Source organism: Mesorhizobium sp. M0854, assembly GCF_040319815.1.
Taxonomy (GTDB): domain Bacteria; phylum Pseudomonadota; class Alphaproteobacteria; order Rhizobiales; family Rhizobiaceae; genus Mesorhizobium.
Genome location: NZ_JAMYOL010000052.1, coordinates 1 through 17,142 on the forward strand (window position 1 = coordinate 1; position 17,142 = coordinate 17,142).

The following is a 17,142-nucleotide window of genomic DNA, read 5'->3' on the forward strand; positions in this document are numbered from 1 at the left end:
TCTCGCAGTCTCCAGCCGAGGGGGTCTACATGAAAGTTGCTCGAACGATCCAAATCAATGCGATCGATGCTGCACCGTGAGTGCGCCCCGCCAATCGAAGCTTTGCCGCGTCCGTCGCGGGTGCCGCTGTCATTCCCCCAGCAGCGGCTTTGGTTCCTTTCGCGTCTGGCGGGCGGCAGCGGGGCCTGTCACATCCAGATGGGGCTTCGGCTTCGCGGCGAGCTGGATGAGGCGGCCCTGCAGTCGGCCTTGGACGGGTTGGTGGCGCGTCATGAGGTGCTGCGCACCACCTTCGGCGTGGAGGACGGCGAGCCATTCCAGCAGATCGGGCCGGCGGACGTCGGCCTGCCGCTGAAACGAGACGATCTGACGGCGGTAGCGGATGTGGAGGCGACGCTCGCGGATTTGATGCGCCGTTGGCTGGCGGGCCAGGTGTTGGAGCATTAGTCGGAATACTGGCTCCGGATGCTGGAGGGCGCGCCCGCTCCCCGCTCGGCCGGCCGTATCGGCGGCGGCACGGGTCCAGACGATCTGTTCCTCTCGATTAGTCAAATCCCAGTGTATGAACGTGATAGCGAGCAAACAAAATAAGGGAATGAGTCATGCGAGTAGCCGTCGTGTTGAACCATGATCGTATGGGCGTGATCAACCGGTTCGGTCAGCTTTGTCCGAAGAGGGACGACCGCAAAACGGTCGAAAGCGTGGTGGCGGCACTGCAAGAGGGCGGCCACGAGACACTGCTGTGCGAAGGCGATAAAGGTCTGCTCACTACGCTCGAGCAATTCATGCCACCCGATCCAGAAGCTCGTCCATCGGGAATTGTCTTCAACATGGCGTATGGAATTCAGGGCGAGTGCCGTCTCACCCACCTTCCAGCCATGCTCGAAATGGCCGGCGTCCCGTATACCGGATCCAGCCCGCTCGGGCATGGGCTGGCGTTCGATAAGGTTGTCACCAAGAGGCTCATCCGCGATTGCGGCGTGCCCACGCCGAACTTTCGGGTGATGCGTCGCGGCACCGAGAGGACCGGCGACCTGCGATTCCCATTGGTAGTGAAGCCGCGTCTCGAATCCGATAGCTGCGGATTGCAGCTCGTGCATGAGCCCGCTCAGTTGAGGCAGGCCGTAGAAGCGATCGTCGCGCAGTATGCGCAGGATGCTCTCGTGGAAGAATACATCGAGGGGCGAGAAATTTGGATCGCGCTACTGGGCAACGGAGAGCTCGAGGTGTTGCCTCCAGTGGAGCAAGACTTCGGCCACCGCAAAACGCGTCTTCTCAGTTGGGAAGACAAGATGCACATGGCGGGCGCGGCGCCGCAGAGGATTTGCCCGGCGCAAATTGGGAGCAAGCTTGCGAGAACGCTGCGGGATATTTCGGTTGCGACCTTCCGTGCCTGCGAGTGCCGGGATTACGCTCGCGTCGACTTCCGGATCGACCGGTCCGGCCAGCCGTTTGTTCTGGAGATCAACTCCATGCCGGGGCTCGGTATGACCAGTGCTTATGTCTTGGCCGCGACGACCGCCGGATACAGCTTCTCAAGCTTGTTCAATCGCATCCTCCATATCGCTAACACGCGGTATTTCGGAATCGGCATCCCCTAGGCCGAATACGCGTCGAATCGCAACCGGATTTCTCCGCCCCTAGCGGACCGCTGGGCTGTACTCTGCCGGGCTCGCATGGATTCAGCGAGGCGACGATGCCGAGGTCGGCACAGGTGAATGGAGACGTTTTCCTGCCGCTCTCGACCGCGCGATCAGACGCGCATTCTTGTGCATGTTCATCCGGTCCTCCGAGGAGTCACTGAAGTCTCGCAACCTCAACTTCCTCGACAGGGACCGGATGGACAACTTGTTGAAAGCTCACATCTATCCTACGCCTAACCCGTGACCAGGGTCTTTCAGTGCGTGAGGTGGCCGAACGGCTGAAGATCAGCAAGACCTCGGTTTCAACCTATCTGCTGCAGGCGCGGGAGGCCGGTTTAACGGGCGGGCCGCTGTTGCCCGGCTATGACGACCACGCCAAGCTCGAACGACTGCTTTCGGCCGCGCGGGCCATCCTTCCTTTGATCTGAGTGAGCCGGAGCTGGGCGGCAATCGCCCGGGAACTCAAGCGCAAAGGGGTGACACTAGCCCTGGTGTGGCATGAATATCAGGCGGCCCGTCCCAACGGCTATGGAGCTGTTGGACTAACCCGGTCCTCGCCCCAATGCAGGCTGCGACTGATCGCCTCGAGCGTCTGGCCCTTCGGAGGGTGGAATGGATGCGTAATGCGGACCGTCAGCCCGGTCGTCCCCACACGGGCTGCAGTTGACGGCTTTAGCGAAAGGCAAGGTCGAGGGCGCAGTTCTCATCGTCGAGCACTAGATTCTGGCGCGACTGCGCAACCGCCAATTCTTCTCGCTAGCCCAACTCAATGCAGTGATCGCCGAGCTTTGGAGGAACTAAACAACCGGCCGACGCGTCATGTCGCCATAGGCCACGCGAACTGTTCGATGAGCTCGAGAAGGCGGCGCTCGCGCCTCTGCCGGCCACGCCGTTCGAATATGCCGAGTGGAAAGCGGCCAAGGTCAATCCTGATTATCATATCGAAGTCGACAAGACTTTCTATTCCGTGCCCCATCAGCTGATCGGCCGCACCGTCGAGGTCTGGCTCGCCACAGGATGATCGAGATCTTCCATGATCACCAGCGCGTCGGCTGACTCATTTCTGCTCGATGTGCGGACCGAAATTCTGTCCATGCGCATCTCTCACGACATTCGCTCGGAAGCCAGAAGGGAGGGTATGGCGGCCATGGCTGCGAAATACCGCGAGGGCGGCGATCTCCAGGCGCGCGGGCGCCATTCAGCGGCAGCCCGAGTTCGCGGATGATTAGTTCGGGCACCCGGATCGCGAACATTGCTTCTATCTTTGCGGCGGTCTGATCAGTAGGGGACCAACGTTCAGTGCGGCGGCCAACCGCCCGAGCACGCTTACGCTCGCAGAAACACGGGCGCGTTCGATCAATCCCACGTAGCGCATGCTAAGCTCAGCGCGCGCAGCTAGCTCTTCTTGCGTCAGGTCCTGCTCATGGCGCAAACGACGCAGATTGATCGCCATGATCTCCTTGAGATCCACAGCGGATAGGGACCTGAACGGGAACTATCGTTCTAGGAATGATCGTTCCTATTCGCTAGAGGACCGGTCGACAGAGCCCTTTGTGCGGATCACCACCGAGCCGCCCTAGGTACGCTGGAAACCCGAAAACGTTTAAAGTTCGCCAGCTGACGAAATGGGCAATGCGTTCGTCGCGCCTTCAAGCAAGGAAGTCCCTGTACCCGCCATTCCAGAGCGCATGGCCGCGGTGAATGGCGCGGCGGATGCGGTCACGCAGATGATCGCGAGGAGCTTTCCAGTCGGCCTGGCAGTTCGCCGATCAGCGCTTCGGAATTTTCGGTGCGAAGCCCCCGCAAGCGAAGCGGAGGCGGCGACCGCGCGCTTCCGGCGGAAACCGGGTCTTTGGCAGTCGTGCGCCGTAGACTATTGAGACATTCGAGTGCCCACAGCCGATGCTTCAACTGCCCGGCGGGCCAGATTGCGTCGATATGAAGTCGGACGGGCAGCAAAACGCTATCGCCAAACACTGGATATCCGGCCACCGCGCGGGTGTTGCCGATTGTGGGCGGTTCGCCGATCCGCGCAAGCGGGCCATCCGGCGCGGCCAAGTATGCGCTCCATGCGCAGATCGGTCACTGTGACTATTCGGCTGGGACAGCGCGACAGGCCGAACCCGATCATGCCGGCGAAGAGCTCGTAAGTCCCGACAGCACTTCCGCCAGCGCCCTTCGGCGCGGATGGCGGAAGATAAAGGGAGAAACGGCTGCTTTCCCAGATGCTTGCTTCCTCGGGCGCCGTCTTCCACCAGCACCGGAACGGTGTCGCGAAGCATGGTCGGCCCGTTCGACGGAAGCAGGCAGACGCAACCATCGACCCGGCCGCCGGAACCGCGCAAAATCACAGAGTGCGGTTTCAATGCATCAAATGAATCGATCTCGTACCCGCCATTCGTCCGCCCGTCCCGTTCGAGCCGCTCCTTGAAAAGGCGGTATCGCAGGCGGTGCATTTCGTGAAAGTTCGTCGGCAAAGTCGTTGTAGCAATCGGGAGCGATAGGCCGGATCATAAGGGCCGCAAGGCAGAAGTGACCATGCCATTGGAGACGAATGCGCCCACCGAAACAGCCTGTGCACATGCACAGGCCCAAAGACGAATTCAGTTTCTCAGAGAACTGAAGGTCCGTGAGGAGACCAGCAGCGCTATGGCCTGATTTTGCGTGCGCACGCCGAGCTTCTTCTTGGCGTTGTCCAGATGGAAAGCAGCGGTGCGCCGCTTGATGCCCAGGATGCAGCCGATAGCCCAGGCGGACTTGCCGCGCGCGGCCCATTGCAGGTACTCATATTCGCGGGGTGTCAGCGAAATGCCGTCCACTGTTCGATCACCTGCCAGCTTGCGGAGAACGTAAATGTGAAAACAGGTCGCCATGAGCTGAAGAGCTTGTTCATACCGTTCAGCGACCCGGAGAAATGCCGGATTGGGCTCATCAGCGGCAAAAGTAACTGCGGCAATGCCCCCGCGGCGATTGGCAATCGGGATCGTCAAACCGCAGCGGATGCTGAACTCGGCCGCCTCATCAAGTAGTTGCTGTTGAGCCGGTGACATCTCAATGCCACGCAAATCCGATCCCCATCGGAACGGGCAGCCGCCACAACGCGCACGCAAGACGACAGGATCGAGTTTCTGATACCGGTTTTGCAGATAGTGCGCTGTCCAGCGCTCAGGGTAGTTCGAGATCACCTTAGGTTCGCCCGAACGTTGCGCAGGTAAGGACAGGTACGCGAAGGTGATCAGATCGAGGCCGGCGGCCGCACAACCCATGGCTTCGTGGAAATCTTCCTCATCGACGCTTTCCGACAACTTTTCTATGAATGTCTCAAAGACAATTTGCGTGTCCTTCGTCATGCCTTGAGCTCAATGCCTCGATTTGTCTGTTACCGACATTCTGACGTGTAGGCCCCATCTGTCAGCCTACTGGCTGAACGTGGCCAATCTCGCGGGCATTGGCCGGCATGTGACGACCGCCTCCACAAGATGCCGCATGCGCACGACAGCCGCGCCAAGCCTCGCCAACCGCATTTACCACTGCACTCTTTCTCATCAGTGCATTCCGAGAGGCGCGTTCAGCGGCGCAATGCAGATGGCTCAGGTCGACTGCTTGATGAGAAGCCTTCGGCCGCGTGTAGGAAGCTACGATGCGGGGCCGCAGTAGCGTCGTAGCGAAGATGGGGAAACTTGATGTGCCATTCGGATATACGGTCACTCTCCTTCTCAAGCCTTTGATCATGGACGCGCTGCAGCCAATCTCATCCAGCATTTTTGAGAACATCGCCCTGCCAGTGGGGAGGTGCACCGGCAGGGCGGGCCGCGCTTCGGTCGCGGCCGCGCGGCGACCAGACAGCGGCGGCAGGGTATGGGCTTGCGAGCGAGTTCGCCTCTATTTCGCAATGGGTTTTGTTCTGTTACATCGTTGGGGAACGCTCCACATACAGTCCCGTGAGTGTGGCGAAGGGCAGGCTCATCCTTCAACATCTCCGCGCGCCTTACCGGGCGCACGGTCCGCCCAACCCTCGCACGCGTATTACCCTGAAGCGAGCGCCTGTGGAATTTGACTAACTGCCGGCGGCAATCCTACCAGTATCCACCGACTTCCGTGAGGGTCAAATGGCGCCCTCGGCCTTCAGCGCGCGATAGGTCGTGTCGACTGATTTCGCAGTCGCATCGACGATGATGTCGATCTCTTTTCGGGTAATGATCAGAGGTGGGGCATAGCCGAGAATATCGCCATGCGGCATAGCGCGGCCAATGACACCATTCTCAAACAGAGCAGCGGCGGCGCGCACGCCGACCTGAAGTCCGGGTTCAAATGGTACCCGCCCTTTAGGATTCCGCATCAGCTCCACGGCGGATAGAATGCCGACGCCGCGAACCTCGCCAACAATGGGATGTCCCTCCAGTTCGGCTTTCATGCGGGCATGCCAGTACGGTCCGACATCCCGAACATGTTCCAAGATGTTTCTTTCCTTTAGCAATTTAACATTGGCAAGCGCGGCCGCCGCGCAAAGCGTGTGACCGGAATATGTCCAGCCGTGGCCGAGTGGCCCGTGCTTCTCCGTTCCTTGTTCCAAGACCGACCAGACGCGGTCGCCGATAATTGACCCGGAGATGGGCAGGTAGGCTGAACTCAAGCCCTTGGCGATCGTTACGAAATCCGGACGCATGCCATAGAGGTGGGAACCGAATTTCTCACCGGTTCGCGCGAAGCCACAGACCACTTCATCGGCGATCAGAAGAATATCGTATTTATCAAGCACCCCTTGAATCGCGGTCCAGTATCCCTTTGGGGGTGGAACGATGCCCCCGGTCCCAAGTACCGGCTCTCCGATGAAAGCTGCAATCGTCTCCGGGCCTTCAGCGAGGATAAGGGCTTCAAGTTCGTTAGCACAGCGCCTGGAGAACGCTTCTTCCCTTTCGCCATCATACGCCTGGCGGTAATGGTGGGGCGCCGTCGTATGGCGCACCAAATTCAGAGGCAGGTCGAAGAAATCGTGAAAGAAGGGAAGGCCTGTCAGGCTACCGGTGACCAGCCCGGACCCGTGATATCCGCGATGCCGCGAGATGATCTTCTTCTTTTCAGGGCGGCCGAGAATGTTGTTGTAGTACCACACCAGCTTGATGTTGGTTTCGTTGGCGTCGGAGCCGGAAAGGCCGAAATAGACCCTTCGCATGTTCTGCCCGAAATATTCGACCACGGCCTCCGCCAAAAGCGCGACCGGCTCCGTGCCCTGGCTGGCATAGACATGCGCGAACGGCAGCTCGTGCGCTTGCCGGGCGATAGCCTCGGCAATCTCCGTGCATCCATATCCCATATTGACGCAGTAGAGCCCGCCGAAACCGTCAAGGCTCTTTCGGCCATCCGTATCCCAAATGTAAACGCCTTCTGCGCCGGCCATGATCCGGTTTGGCGTTTCGCCGCGACTGTGCTTGGCTAAGTGCGTGGACGGATGGAAGACGAAGCTTCGATCCTTCTCCCGGAGTTGCTCGGTTCCCAGATTGCTCAAGCGCATCGTCCCTCTCCTCGCGATCAGTCCCCAGCCGCCTCTTTAGCCATTAGCATACCGGCAAACACGCCTCGAGTTTCGCTGGAATACACGTCTTTAGCCGACGAAAGCATGGAATCGGCACCAATTGCCGTGGAACCCAAGGCTTCGGGAGTTTACCGTTGTCTCAGTGCGGACAAGGGGATCGGTGAATTGGATTTCACTGGTTTCGTCACGACAAGGCTGTAGTATTGATCGATCCCCAAGCCTGCCTGCAGCAGTCCCTCCATAAAATCCTGATACGCAGCCATAGAAGGGGATGAAACGCGCATCAGATAATCGATCCGCCCCCCTATAGCCCAGCAGTCGAGGATTTCCGGGATGTCTTGGATCGCAGCCTCGAAGTGTCGTTGGTCCTCGAGACGGTGTCGATCCAGAACCACCTCCACCATCACAAAAACAATGCCCCCGACGAGGGCTGGACTTAATCGCGCGTAGAACCCCTCAATGATCCCTGCGGCTTGGAGTAAACGAAGCCGCTCCGAACAGGCCGAAGCCGAAAGGTGAACACGCTTTGCGAGCTCGCTTTTCGAAATCCGACCGTCTGACTGAATCTCTGAGAGAATCCGGACGTCCCAAGCGTCTAGTGGCACAGGGTCGGGTTTCGACTTCATGACCTTTGCTCTCAAGCCGTGGTCGACAGCGCAATCAGTGCCAACCAATTCTATCATTAATTGAAGCGAACAAATGTAGTGGACGGCACCCATTCTCGGCCCGCAATGCACCAGAGTGGGGTTGTCGAAAGTCAGGTGAGGGAGTTCGAACCATGGAAAGGCTTTAGAAGCAGTTGGCTATCGCCCCGCCGCCTAACGGGGCGATGACGCACTGGAGAGGTTTAGTCGCCTTTCGGCAGAGACCTCGTCGAAATAGACAGCGCATTTTTTGAATCTCCGCTATTTTACCTGATTGGCACCCTCGACAGTTCCCGAGCATCGATCGCGTGGACGGCATGGTCGATGCAGTGTTTATATCGGCGCATTTGGCTTCGAGATGAATTGAAGGCCTTTCTTTTTTGAATCGCCGAGGAGCCTAGGCACCGCAAATGCCTCCCGTGTTGCCGCTACGGCCCAGAGTCCGGCCCGGCCCGATGTCGCGACATTGAGCCTGGCCGGATCGCCCAGCCGGAAGACTCAAACGCCGATGCTGCGGGCGATGCTGTCGGCCGCCATGCGCTTACGCCACTCAATGGGCCCGGAATTGTGAATGGAGTTTCCCTCAACATCGACAGCCATGATGACCGGCATGTCCTGCACCTGGAATTCATAGATGGCTTCCATGCCCAGGCCTTCAAAGGCAACGATCCGCGCCGCCTTGATGGACTTGGAAATCAGGTACGCAGCGCCACCCACTGCGATGAGATAGGGCGTTCTGTGTCTGACAATCGACTCGATGGCCGCCGGGCCCCTCTCCGCTTTGCCGACCATCGCGTATAGCCCAGTCTCGGCGAGGATCTTGTCAGTAAAACCGTCCATGCGGCTGGAGGTTGTCGGGCCAGCCGGCCCGACGACCTCATCCTTCACCGCGCGGACTGGTCCGACGTAGTAGATCACGCGTCCCCGCAGATCGACCGGGAGCGCCTTGCCGGCATCGATCAGATCGACCATGCGCTGGTGGGCGGCGTCACGGCCCGTCAGCATCTTTCCGGATAAAAGAAGGGTTTCTCCGCAGCGCCACGATGCCGTCTCTTCCTTGGTGAGCGCATCGAGATTGACCCGACGGACGCGGGTTGTGTGCAAGTCCTCATGACCGATCTGGGGCCAGTCGGAAAGGTCGGGCGGTTGGAGCTGTACCGGTCCTGTGCCGTCCAAGATAAACGTCAGGTGCCGGTTGGCGGCGCATTGCGGAATGAGCGCCACAGGCTTGGACGCCACATGGGTAGGATAAGTCGCAACCTTGACGTCAACCACTGTCGTGAGACCACCAAGGCCCTGGGCGCCGATGCCCAGCGCGTTAACCCGCTCATAAAGCTCAATCCGCAGCGACTCCTCCGCGCTTGACGGCCCCCTGGCGATCAGTTCCGACATATCGATGGGCTCGTTCATGGCCTCCTTGGCCAGCAGCATCGCCTTTTCAGCGCTGCCACCGATGCCGACCGAGATCAGGCCGGGCGGGCACCATCCGCTGCCGAGCGTCGAAACGGTGTCGACCACCCAGTCGGCAACGGACGCGCTGGGGTTCAGGGTGGTGAAACGGGCCTTGTTTTCCGACCCGCCGCCTTTTGCGGCGATGGTGATCTCAATCTGGTTGCCGGGCACGAGATCGATGTGAACGACAGCCGGCGTGTTGTCGCGCGTGTTGACCCGGGTGGCGAGGGGGTCAGTGACCACCGATGGCCGCAGAGGATTGTCTGGTTCTAAGTACGCCCATCTCACGCCTTCGTTCACGAGCTCGGTGAAGCTGGCGGTTGACTCGATGCGGACGGACATACCAATCTTTGCGAAGACCACGACAAGGCCGGTGTCCTGGCAGATCGGCCGGCGTCCAAATGCCGCCATCCGCGAATTCAAAAGGATCTGACCGATGGCGTTCTTCGCCGCCGGGCTCTGTTCGCGCGTGTATGACTGCGAAAGGTACCGGATATAGTCGGGCGGATGGTAGTACGAGATGTACTGAAGGGCGTCGGCGACGCTCCTTGTGATATCCTTGCCGGCAATGGTCCGCGTTTTTTTATTCACGAAATCTCATCCAAATGACCCGAGCCCGTTGACCAGTTTCAAGCTTTGGAAGCTCCGCAATCCCTGCTCGCCCCCTTCATATCCATAGCCGCTTTGTTTGACGCCACCATAAGGTGCATCTGTGGAAACGCCTTTCAGATAATTTACACTGACAGCGCCCGCCGCAAGACCGCCAATCAGCGCCCGTTTCGCATCGGCTTGACCGGTGAAGAAGTAGGCGGCCAAGCCAAACTCGGTGGCATTGGCTTCTTCGATCGCCTCCTCGATCGTGCCGAACGGTGCGACGGTGAGGATCGGCCCGAACGGCTCGTCATGAAGCACTTTCGCATCCTTTGGCACCCTTGTCAGGATGGTCGGCGGCCAGTAAAAGCCCGGCTGGTCGAGGCGAATGCCGCCGGTTTCGATGCAGGCGCCGCGATCGACGGCATCCTGGATCAGACGCTGCATGGCCTCTATTCGCCGCGCGTTTGCCATTGGACCCATCTCCGTTGCCGGGTCATCCGGTGGACCGATCTTGATCTTGCGGGCAGCTTCCGTCATCCGGGACAGAAATCCCTCATAGAGAGGCCGCGCGACGAGGATCCTGCTGGGCGCATTGCAGCTCTGGCCCGCGCACTCGAACTTGTATTCCGAAATTGCCGGTATGGCCGTTGCCAGGTCGGCATCCTCGCATACAACGACCGGGGAGTGCCCACCGAGTTCGAGGACGCACCGCTGCAAGTTATTCGCGGCGAGCTTGGCGAGCTGTTTTCCAACTTCGGTAGAGCCCGTGAAAGTTAAGACCTTGACGAGCGGCGAGTTGAGGAGATGCCGGGATATTTGCACCGGCACGCCAAAGATGAGATTGACCACGCCGTCCGGGATACCCGCTTGTCGCAAGGCTTCGACGAAGTGGACAGCCGCGCTTGGTGTCTCTTCAGCCCCTTTGAGGATCACAGGACAGCCTGCCGCCAGCGCTGGGGCAAGCTTGCGGGCGATAAGCACTGCGGGATAGTTCCACGGCGTGAAGGCAGCGACCACGCCGAGGGGCTCAGGGACGATCATTCGGTTTGGGCCATGTGGAATTGGGGCCGACAATTCTTCGGCGTGTGTGCCGTTCCACTCCAGCGTTTCGACTGCCCGTGCGTACTCACCTGTTGCTTCGGCAATCGTCTTGCCCTGTTCTTTCGACAAATCCTTGGCTGCGTCTCCTACCTTCGTTGCCAGGATCCTGGCGGCCGCCACAAGGATCTCGCCGCGCTCCTTTGCAGGCCGTGAGGACCAAGCCCGGCGGCTTTGCTCTGCAGAAGCGAGGGCCTCATCCAGATCCGACGCTGAAGCCGCTGCCACCGAGCCAAATACCTTCTCTGTCGCCGGGTTGGTTACCGGCAGAGTAATTCCGTCACTACCGGCTCGCCACCTGCCATTGATGAAAAGGTGATGGCTCGTGGCGTTGGACATCGCATGCTCCGCGTGACTGAATTCCGGCCAGTGCGAGACCAGCCGATATCCGGACCATGGGCTCGCTTCTCTGCAGTTTCATCGCGATGGTCACGCCCGGTCAAATATGGAATATCGACCAAAACCATCTCGAATACAGATTGATACGGCTGAGGCAGCGGTAGCAACCGGAACTTGGTTTGAAGGATGTGCTTAAGCCCGGTCCGGAACCGTGGCTGACCAGTGCCTGCTGTCGATCAATGTCCTGACGACCTTGGGGATCAGCTTGCGGACGGCAGAGACGGCTGGAGAGCGCTCATCTTTCGGGTTGACGGCAAGGACAACGGATCGGGTAATTACGGGATCAATGATTTTCACCGTTCGGACCTGCCCTTGAGAGGCTTCTTTCTGAATGGCCGACGGGGTAAGGATAGAATACGCCTTTCCCTCCATGACCATATTGATGATCGTAGAAAGGGAGTCGACTTCGAATCTGACGTCGAGCACACAACCGTGCTGCGCAACGACATCAGCCACCGAACGCCTGACATTGTTATTGCGCATCGGAACCGCCAGCGGAAACGCATGCAGGTCGGCGAGCGGTATCGAATCTTCGAAAGGCGGTTCACCCGGCGGCACCACCAGGCAAAACTCTTCGCGGGCCAGCACCGTCATTTGCCCCACGCTCTCGGCAGTGCGGTACAGGACCGCCAGATTGAAGCGGCCAGCAGCCATCCACTCCTCCAGAGGTCCCGTCATGCCCTCGATCATCTTAAGCGAGATCCTCGGCAATTCGCTTCTTACCGATTCAAGCAGGGGACCGCTAAGGACGCGAGCGGCTCCGGACGGAATGCCGATGGTCACCTCTCCGGAAGGAGCAGCCACCGTGTTGGTCAGTTCCGTCTCAGTGAGTTGAATTTCCTTAAGGATGCTCCGACCGCGCTCAAGCAATTTTGCACCGGACGCCGTGACACTAACGCCGGTCCTGTCGCGTACCAGCAGCTGGGTGCCGAAGCTTTCCTCCAGTTGACGCACATGCAGGCTTAGAGCACTTTGAGCAATGTGCAGGATCGCAGCTGCCCTCGTGAAGCTGCCTGCCTCGACTACGCCGACAAAGTATCTTAACTGCCTGATGTCCACGATGAACAAATCCAACCGGGCATGATCCCCAGTGTTTCACATCTATCTCGAAACGAGATGGTCGACAAGTAAAAAACTGTCGGGCCATGAATCGAAAACCAGCGCCTGTCCGGCTACTGATTAAAGGCAGGTCAGTTATTGTTGGCGAGAGCCAGTATCTCGTGGGCGCGCCGAACCACTGGCGGATCTATCATCTTACCATTCAATGAGAATGCAGAGAGTCCACGCGTGGCGGCATCGTTTTCCGCCGCGACGACACAACGGGCCCACTCGAGTTCCTGTTCGCTTGGCGAGAAAGCTTCATTGAATATGGCCACCTGTGTCGGATGGATCGCCAAAGCTCCGGCAAAGCCAAGGCGCCGCGCATGCGCCGCGGCTTCACGAAGTTTATGAGTGTCCGAAAACTCGCCGATGCTTCCTATGAAGCCTAGCGGGAGCAGCCCGGCGGCACGGGCGGCAAACAGAACGGAAAGGTTCGGCGTCAAGAGAAGGTCGAATTCCGGGGCGCCGCCAACAGCGGCACTGAAGTCCTCAGGACCAAGCGCCATTGCGACCATCCTTGGATGCGCCGACGCAATGGCCGCGAGGCTTTGCAAGGCGCCCGGGGTCTCGATCTGGGCAAGGAACCGGATGCGTCCCAGCGGAAGATTTCTTTCTCGTTCAAGCTCCGATACCGCATTCGCGATCTCTGACACCAACTCTGCCGAATCCGTCTTCGGAAGAACAAGTGCGTCAACACCCGCCAGAACAGCTGCATCGAGATCGGCCGCCAAGGCGCGCAAACCACGATTAACGCGGACCAAAACCGATTTGCCCTTCTGGCCCACCTTTGCCACGGATTCAGGAAGCCGCCGCCGTGCCTCATCCTTCTGATCCTGCGGAACGGAGTCCTCCAGGTCGAGTATGACGCCGTCTGCCCCGCGCTCATGGGCCGCCTCCACAAAGCACGGAACGTGAGCGGGAACGAAGAGCAGGGATCTCCAGCGTGGCACAGACATCACGCTTTCAACGGCCGCCAAGGTATCCTTGATCATGGAGTCGCCTCTGCGGCCGATTTTAGCGAGGGCGGCGGCAGTGACCTTGCGCGGCGGCCAGCGTGCCGAGATGATTCGAGGTACACAGGCTCTTTGGAAATCGCGTTCGCGCTCACCTTATCGAGATGCGTGCTCACGCTGACGCGGCTCTCGCGCGCAAACGCCCCAGAACCTCCTCCCGGACAATCTCGGTGTGAGCGCCAAGAGCCGGAACCGGGCGCAGCGAGGGGTGCTTGGAGTTGAAAATCGCCGCCGGCGCTATCGTCTCGACGGTTCCTTCGGGTGTTCCAACCTCAACCCTGCGAATATGTGGATGCCTTGACACATCCGCCACTTCGTTCAGTCGGCCATATGCCAAGCCGGCGGCCTCGAGCTGCCCCATGGCTTCATGGCAGGACAGTTCGGAAAAGCGCCTTTCAATGATCTCATCAAGTTGCCCACGGTGACCGAGGCGCTCCATGTTATCAGCAAAACCGGGTGCGCGTGTGAGTTCCGGCTGTTTCAAGAATTTCTCGCAGAAATCTACCCATTCACGGTCATTTTGAACCGAAAAGATGACGTCTTTGCCATCGGCGCAGCGATAGGCGCCATATGGCGCCAAAGACGGGTGTTTCACGCCCGCGCGTACCGTGTGGTAGCCGGTATAGTCATGTTGCAGAACCGGCACGTTCATCCAGTCGGCGACGGCATCGAACAGTGACACCTGAATTCTGGCGCCCTCGCCGGTGACCTCGCGGTGATAGAGCGCCTGAAGAATGGCGCTATGTGCCGTCATCCCTGCCGAGATGTCGCAAACCGATACCCCTACACGTGCAGGCCCTTGTTGGGTGCCGGTGATCGCGCACAGACCTGTTTCGGCCTGAACGATGAGATCATAAGCCTTCAAGTGGGAATACGGCCCTGTCTCCCCGAAACCAGAGATGTCGCAGGTGATCAGCCGCGGAAAGCGTCCACGGAGATCGGCAGACCCGAAACCCAGTTTTTCGATGCTCCCCGGCTTCAGATTCTGGATAAAGACGTCAGCAGCGGCGATGAGCGATTCCAGGACGGCACAGTCCGCCTCCGACCTTAGGTCCAGGCAAACCGACTCCTTACCCCGGTTGAGCCAGACGAAGTAGGCGCTCTGGCCCCGCACCAGCTTGTCGTAGTTTCGGGCAAAGTCCCCATCGGGCCTTTCGACCTTGATGACTCTGGCGCCCGCGTCCGCAAGGCGAGACGATGCATAAGGCGCGGCCACGGCCTGCTCCACAGCAACGACGGTGATCCCCTCAAGGCAGTTCTGCATGGCGACACACCGCGCTTATCATCCAACGGTTTCGGTTTGAGCCCGACGACAGTTGAGCATCGCCAGCAACCGGTTTTGTTCATTCCCAACAATTGAGAATGCCTCGTCGACACCCATTCCGGGCTTTGCAAGCATCATGTCGGCCTGGGTTGCCACGGACACGTGGACAGAAGCCTGAGCAGAGAGATCCGTCTCGGTGCAGCTTCCCCCGACATACGCCCCCACCTTGTTGTCCTTACAGAGGATAACGGCGCGCGCCGTGTCGGCCAATGAGCCGACATCGGGAGTCTTGATTTGCACGAGATGCGCGGCCTTCGCTTCGGCAAAGCGCCGGACGTCCTCAAGCGTATTGCACCGCTCGTCCACAACAATGCGAGCGCTGGAAGCCCGATTGTCCAAAACCGATACGATCCGGGCGTAGTTCTCGACTTGAGCTTCTGTGGAACCAAAGTCCGCCGGCGATTCAATGTTAAGTGAAAAACCGGGTACACTTTCGGCAACCCTGCAGATAAAGTCGGCAATCCGTTGCGGCTCCATGCCGATTTCCAGGCCGATCCAGCCATACACATCAAAATGCAGCACCGGATGATATCCCGGGCGGCCGATTTCGAGCGTGCGCGTTGCGACCCACTTTACGAACTCCACGAAGGTTTGGCCGTTGACGCCGAATTTCTGCCGTGAGTTGATCAAGCCGTGCGGGAGCACATCCACGGCCTTCAAAATCATCTTGTCCACATTGATTTCGCGAGCGTCACCGCTCTGGCAGTAAATCGGAACCCTGCATGTCGGCAGCGGCAGGTTAAATTCACTGCATACGATCTCCGCCATCGTCGTACGGTGAAGATGGGCGGCTGCGCGAAGAAGAGCTTGGCTCACGCCATACTCAACAGCCAGCGGTAACCGCTGATGTTCGACGGGTTCAAAAGCCTTTGCGCAAGAATTACGAAACCGAGAGGCATCGACATCAAGGAGCCGCGGTGCGACAACGCGCGACGTTAAATCTGAGATTTGATTGGTGTCGAACAGAGGATCGCGTCCACCGGCACCAGAGTACTGGACGTTCATCATGTCGCCCCAAACAACGGTGTCGTCGGTAAGGACGAGCCCGACGCTGAGCGAAGATGCTGGAATGCGAATCGACTCGAATCCAGGCGTTGTCGGTGCGCCGATATAGATGAAGCCGTCCTGGATTGCGCCGGACCTAATGGCTTCCTGATCGTCATAGAAAAATGCGCCGTTGCCAGGCGCGAGCAAGACATCTTTGATCTGCACTTCGTTTCGCTCGATCTCTATGGGACCGCGTTGGCGACCACATGCGTTCTTTCCGCTACGCGCCAAGTATGCGTCACGTAGCATTGGGTTTGCCAATATAATGTCCCGGCTGGTACCATCGTCTTTCAAGATGGCCAGTGTCCGTCCAAAAAAAGCTCCGTCGCCATAAAGAATAGAACGAACGTGTGAACACCTGATATTGCGCCAACTCAAACGTCACAGGCCAGCGCGTCAAAGCGATTTGGAGACGCGACATCGCCACCAAGTTAGAAATGCGACAGTGACGCTGCACCTGGCTCCAGCGCGAGCACCCGACCGGGCGTCAGCTGGTCAGGGGTTGCGCAGCCCGGTCGGGTGCGACCAAATTTAGGCTCCTTCGGCTTTAGCTTTGAGAACCTGTCAACGACATGGATGCGAATGGCAGGGTCCGACATCTTGCTGCGGGCGTCGGCCAGATTGCCGGCCACAAAGCGTCTGACGGGCATTCCCCTGCCGTGTCCCGCCCCCGCCCATGCGCGAGATGAAGCCGTCGCAGCGGTCTACGATCTGATCGCCTGCGCCTCCCTTGCAACAGCCCACATGAAGCCGGCCAGCTCACGGGCGATCGCTGTGCACACCACCGTTGTCCTCTTGCCTCGTCCGCTCAATATTCGATAGCGGGTGGTCAGCCGGGTTTGACGCGGGCTCTCGAACCGCTGCACGTCGCCAACCTCGGTGGCGAATGTCACGGCAACGATCAGGTCTACGCCCCTCAGGGTCTGCAGCGCCCGCACGATCGGCGCCAGGGACCAGGTCGGAAGAACTCCTCGATCACAGCCTCAAGTCGCTCGACCCGCTCTTTCGAGACGTGGACCGCTTCGACCATTTCCTGAAGCGCGATCTGATGTTGATAGGCATCTGTCGTTCGGCGAAGTCCCTCAGGCTGGGTAAGAAGGTCCTGACAGTGCCACCCATTTCGACGTGATCGGGAATGATATTGTAGGCTTGGGCTGCGTTCAATTTGGTAATGGAGAGTACGAGCGAGTCGAGTGGGTTTGTGTTGCGCCCGTTGACGGTGATCTCGCCCTCCTGGTGCGCCTCGAGCCGATTGAAGCAGCGGATCAGCGTTGATTTTCCCGATCCGGAAGGG

At 59.2% G+C, this 17,142-nt stretch carries 18 protein-coding genes and 4 pseudogenes; 5 read left to right on the top strand and 17 right to left on the bottom strand.

What is annotated here, in order from left to right:
- Window positions 1-66 precede the first annotated feature (66 nt).
- From NKH99_RS31700 to NKH99_RS32890, 3 genes are all read left to right on the top strand, one after another.
- Window positions 67-447, top strand: a complete 381-nt coding sequence (locus tag NKH99_RS31700; protein WP_353017775.1) for a condensation domain-containing protein — start codon at window positions 67-69, stop codon at window positions 445-447.
- A gap of 155 nt (window positions 448-602) precedes the next feature.
- Window positions 603-1,601 (top strand): D-alanine--D-alanine ligase family protein, encoded by a 999-nt coding sequence (locus NKH99_RS31705; protein WP_353017777.1) that lies wholly within the window; start codon window positions 603-605, stop codon window positions 1,599-1,601.
- Between the two features lie 299 nt (window positions 1,602-1,900).
- Window positions 1,901-2,071, top strand: a complete 171-nt coding sequence (locus NKH99_RS32890; RefSeq protein WP_502900136.1) for a hypothetical protein — start codon at window positions 1,901-1,903, stop codon at window positions 2,069-2,071.
- Between the two features lie 98 nt (window positions 2,072-2,169).
- On the opposite strand, the gene NKH99_RS31715 is transcribed toward NKH99_RS32890, so the two are convergent.
- The gene (locus tag NKH99_RS31715; protein WP_353017779.1) at window positions 2,170-2,295 is read right to left on the bottom strand and encodes a DUF5372 family protein; all 126 of its coding nucleotides are present in this window, start codon (window positions 2,293-2,295) and stop codon (window positions 2,170-2,172) included.
- A 225-nt stretch (window positions 2,296-2,520) separates the two neighbouring features.
- Between NKH99_RS31715 and NKH99_RS32895 the strand changes: the two genes are divergently transcribed.
- Window positions 2,521-2,664 (top strand): Mu transposase domain-containing protein, encoded by a 144-nt coding sequence (locus NKH99_RS32895; protein WP_502900137.1) that lies wholly within the window; start codon window positions 2,521-2,523, stop codon window positions 2,662-2,664.
- A gap of 22 nt (window positions 2,665-2,686) precedes the next feature.
- Window positions 2,687-2,868: pseudogene (locus NKH99_RS31725) on the top strand (hypothetical protein); the annotation flags it as partial.
- Window positions 2,869-2,901: 33 nt separating this feature from the next.
- Here NKH99_RS31725 and NKH99_RS31730 read toward each other — a convergent pair.
- The 16 genes and pseudogenes from NKH99_RS31730 to NKH99_RS32900 form a co-directional block, all read right to left on the bottom strand.
- Window positions 2,902-3,114 (bottom strand): helix-turn-helix domain-containing protein, encoded by a 213-nt coding sequence (locus NKH99_RS31730; RefSeq protein WP_353017781.1) that lies wholly within the window; start codon window positions 3,112-3,114, stop codon window positions 2,902-2,904.
- A gap of 178 nt (window positions 3,115-3,292) precedes the next feature.
- Entirely contained in the window at window positions 3,293-3,370 is a 78-nt protein-coding gene (locus NKH99_RS31735) for a hypothetical protein (protein WP_353017799.1), read from the bottom strand.
- Window positions 3,363-3,701, bottom strand: a complete 339-nt coding sequence (locus NKH99_RS31740) for a hypothetical protein (protein WP_353017805.1) — start codon at window positions 3,699-3,701, stop codon at window positions 3,363-3,365. The genes NKH99_RS31735 and NKH99_RS31740 overlap by 8 nt, the downstream gene beginning before the upstream one ends.
- Window positions 3,607-3,963, bottom strand: a complete 357-nt coding sequence (locus tag NKH99_RS31745) for an acyl-homoserine-lactone synthase (RefSeq protein ID WP_353017801.1) — start codon at window positions 3,961-3,963, stop codon at window positions 3,607-3,609. The genes NKH99_RS31740 and NKH99_RS31745 overlap by 95 nt, the downstream gene beginning before the upstream one ends.
- Window positions 3,953-4,099 (bottom strand): annotated as a pseudogene (locus NKH99_RS31750) (acyl-homoserine-lactone synthase); the annotation flags it as partial. The gene NKH99_RS31745 and the pseudogene NKH99_RS31750, both read right to left, overlap by 11 nt.
- A 147-nt stretch (window positions 4,100-4,246) precedes the next feature.
- Window positions 4,247-4,993 (bottom strand): LuxR family transcriptional regulator, encoded by a 747-nt coding sequence (locus NKH99_RS31755; protein WP_353017783.1) that lies wholly within the window; start codon window positions 4,991-4,993, stop codon window positions 4,247-4,249.
- Between the two features lie 755 nt (window positions 4,994-5,748).
- Entirely contained in the window at window positions 5,749-7,155 is a 1,407-nt protein-coding gene (locus NKH99_RS31760; protein ID WP_353017785.1) for an aminotransferase, read from the bottom strand.
- 149 nt (window positions 7,156-7,304) lie between these two features.
- Window positions 7,305-7,802, bottom strand: a complete 498-nt coding sequence (locus NKH99_RS31765) for an Lrp/AsnC family transcriptional regulator (RefSeq protein WP_353017787.1) — start codon at window positions 7,800-7,802, stop codon at window positions 7,305-7,307.
- 516 nt (window positions 7,803-8,318) lie between these two features.
- Complete coding sequence (locus NKH99_RS31770) at window positions 8,319-9,863, bottom strand: fumarate hydratase (RefSeq protein ID WP_353017789.1); 1,545 nt, start codon at window positions 9,861-9,863, stop codon at window positions 8,319-8,321.
- 6 nt (window positions 9,864-9,869) lie between these two features.
- Complete coding sequence (locus tag NKH99_RS31775) at window positions 9,870-11,303, bottom strand: NAD-dependent succinate-semialdehyde dehydrogenase (RefSeq protein ID WP_353017791.1); 1,434 nt, start codon at window positions 11,301-11,303, stop codon at window positions 9,870-9,872.
- Between the two features lie 192 nt (window positions 11,304-11,495).
- Window positions 11,496-12,422: a LysR family transcriptional regulator gene (locus NKH99_RS31780; RefSeq protein WP_353017803.1), complete on the bottom strand. Its 927-nt coding sequence runs from the start codon at window positions 12,420-12,422 to the stop codon at window positions 11,496-11,498.
- A gap of 131 nt (window positions 12,423-12,553) precedes the next feature.
- Entirely contained in the window at window positions 12,554-13,456 is a 903-nt protein-coding gene (locus NKH99_RS31785; RefSeq protein WP_353017793.1) for an HpcH/HpaI aldolase/citrate lyase family protein, read from the bottom strand.
- Between the two features lie 133 nt (window positions 13,457-13,589).
- Window positions 13,590-14,741: a CaiB/BaiF CoA transferase family protein gene (locus NKH99_RS31790; protein WP_353017795.1), complete on the bottom strand. Its 1,152-nt coding sequence runs from the start codon at window positions 14,739-14,741 to the stop codon at window positions 13,590-13,592.
- Window positions 14,742-14,759: 18 nt separating this feature from the next.
- The gene (locus tag NKH99_RS31795; RefSeq protein WP_353017797.1) at window positions 14,760-16,013 is read right to left on the bottom strand and encodes a methylaspartate ammonia-lyase; all 1,254 of its coding nucleotides are present in this window, start codon (window positions 16,011-16,013) and stop codon (window positions 14,760-14,762) included.
- A 539-nt stretch (window positions 16,014-16,552) separates the two neighbouring features.
- Window positions 16,553-16,974: pseudogene (locus tag NKH99_RS31800) on the bottom strand (IS110 family transposase); the annotation flags it as partial.
- Window positions 16,975-17,057: 83 nt separating this feature from the next.
- Window positions 17,058-17,142: pseudogene (locus tag NKH99_RS32900) on the bottom strand (ATP-binding cassette domain-containing protein); the annotation flags it as partial.

Bases quoted from the DNA above. Each gene is read 5' to 3' on its own strand.
- NKH99_RS31700 (WP_353017775.1), top strand. From the start codon at position 67: ATGCTGCACCGTGAGTGCGCCCCGCCAATCGAAGCTTTGCCGCGTCCG.
- NKH99_RS31705 (WP_353017777.1), top strand. From the start codon at position 603: ATGCGAGTAGCCGTCGTGTTGAACCATGATCGTATGGGCGTGATCAAC.
- NKH99_RS31745 (WP_353017801.1), bottom strand. From the start codon at position 3,963: ATGGTTGCGTCTGCCTGCTTCCGTCGAACGGGCCGACCATGCTTCGCG.
- NKH99_RS31755 (WP_353017783.1), bottom strand. From the start codon at position 4,993: ATGACGAAGGACACGCAAATTGTCTTTGAGACATTCATAGAAAAGTTG.
- NKH99_RS31760 (WP_353017785.1), bottom strand. From the start codon at position 7,155: ATGCGCTTGAGCAATCTGGGAACCGAGCAACTCCGGGAGAAGGATCGA.
- NKH99_RS31765 (WP_353017787.1), bottom strand. From the start codon at position 7,802: ATGAAGTCGAAACCCGACCCTGTGCCACTAGACGCTTGGGACGTCCGG.
- NKH99_RS31775 (WP_353017791.1), bottom strand. From the start codon at position 11,303: ATGTCCAACGCCACGAGCCATCACCTTTTCATCAATGGCAGGTGGCGA.
- NKH99_RS31785 (WP_353017793.1), bottom strand. From the start codon at position 13,456: ATGATCAAGGATACCTTGGCGGCCGTTGAAAGCGTGATGTCTGTGCCA.
- NKH99_RS31790 (WP_353017795.1), bottom strand. From the start codon at position 14,741: ATGCAGAACTGCCTTGAGGGGATCACCGTCGTTGCTGTGGAGCAGGCC.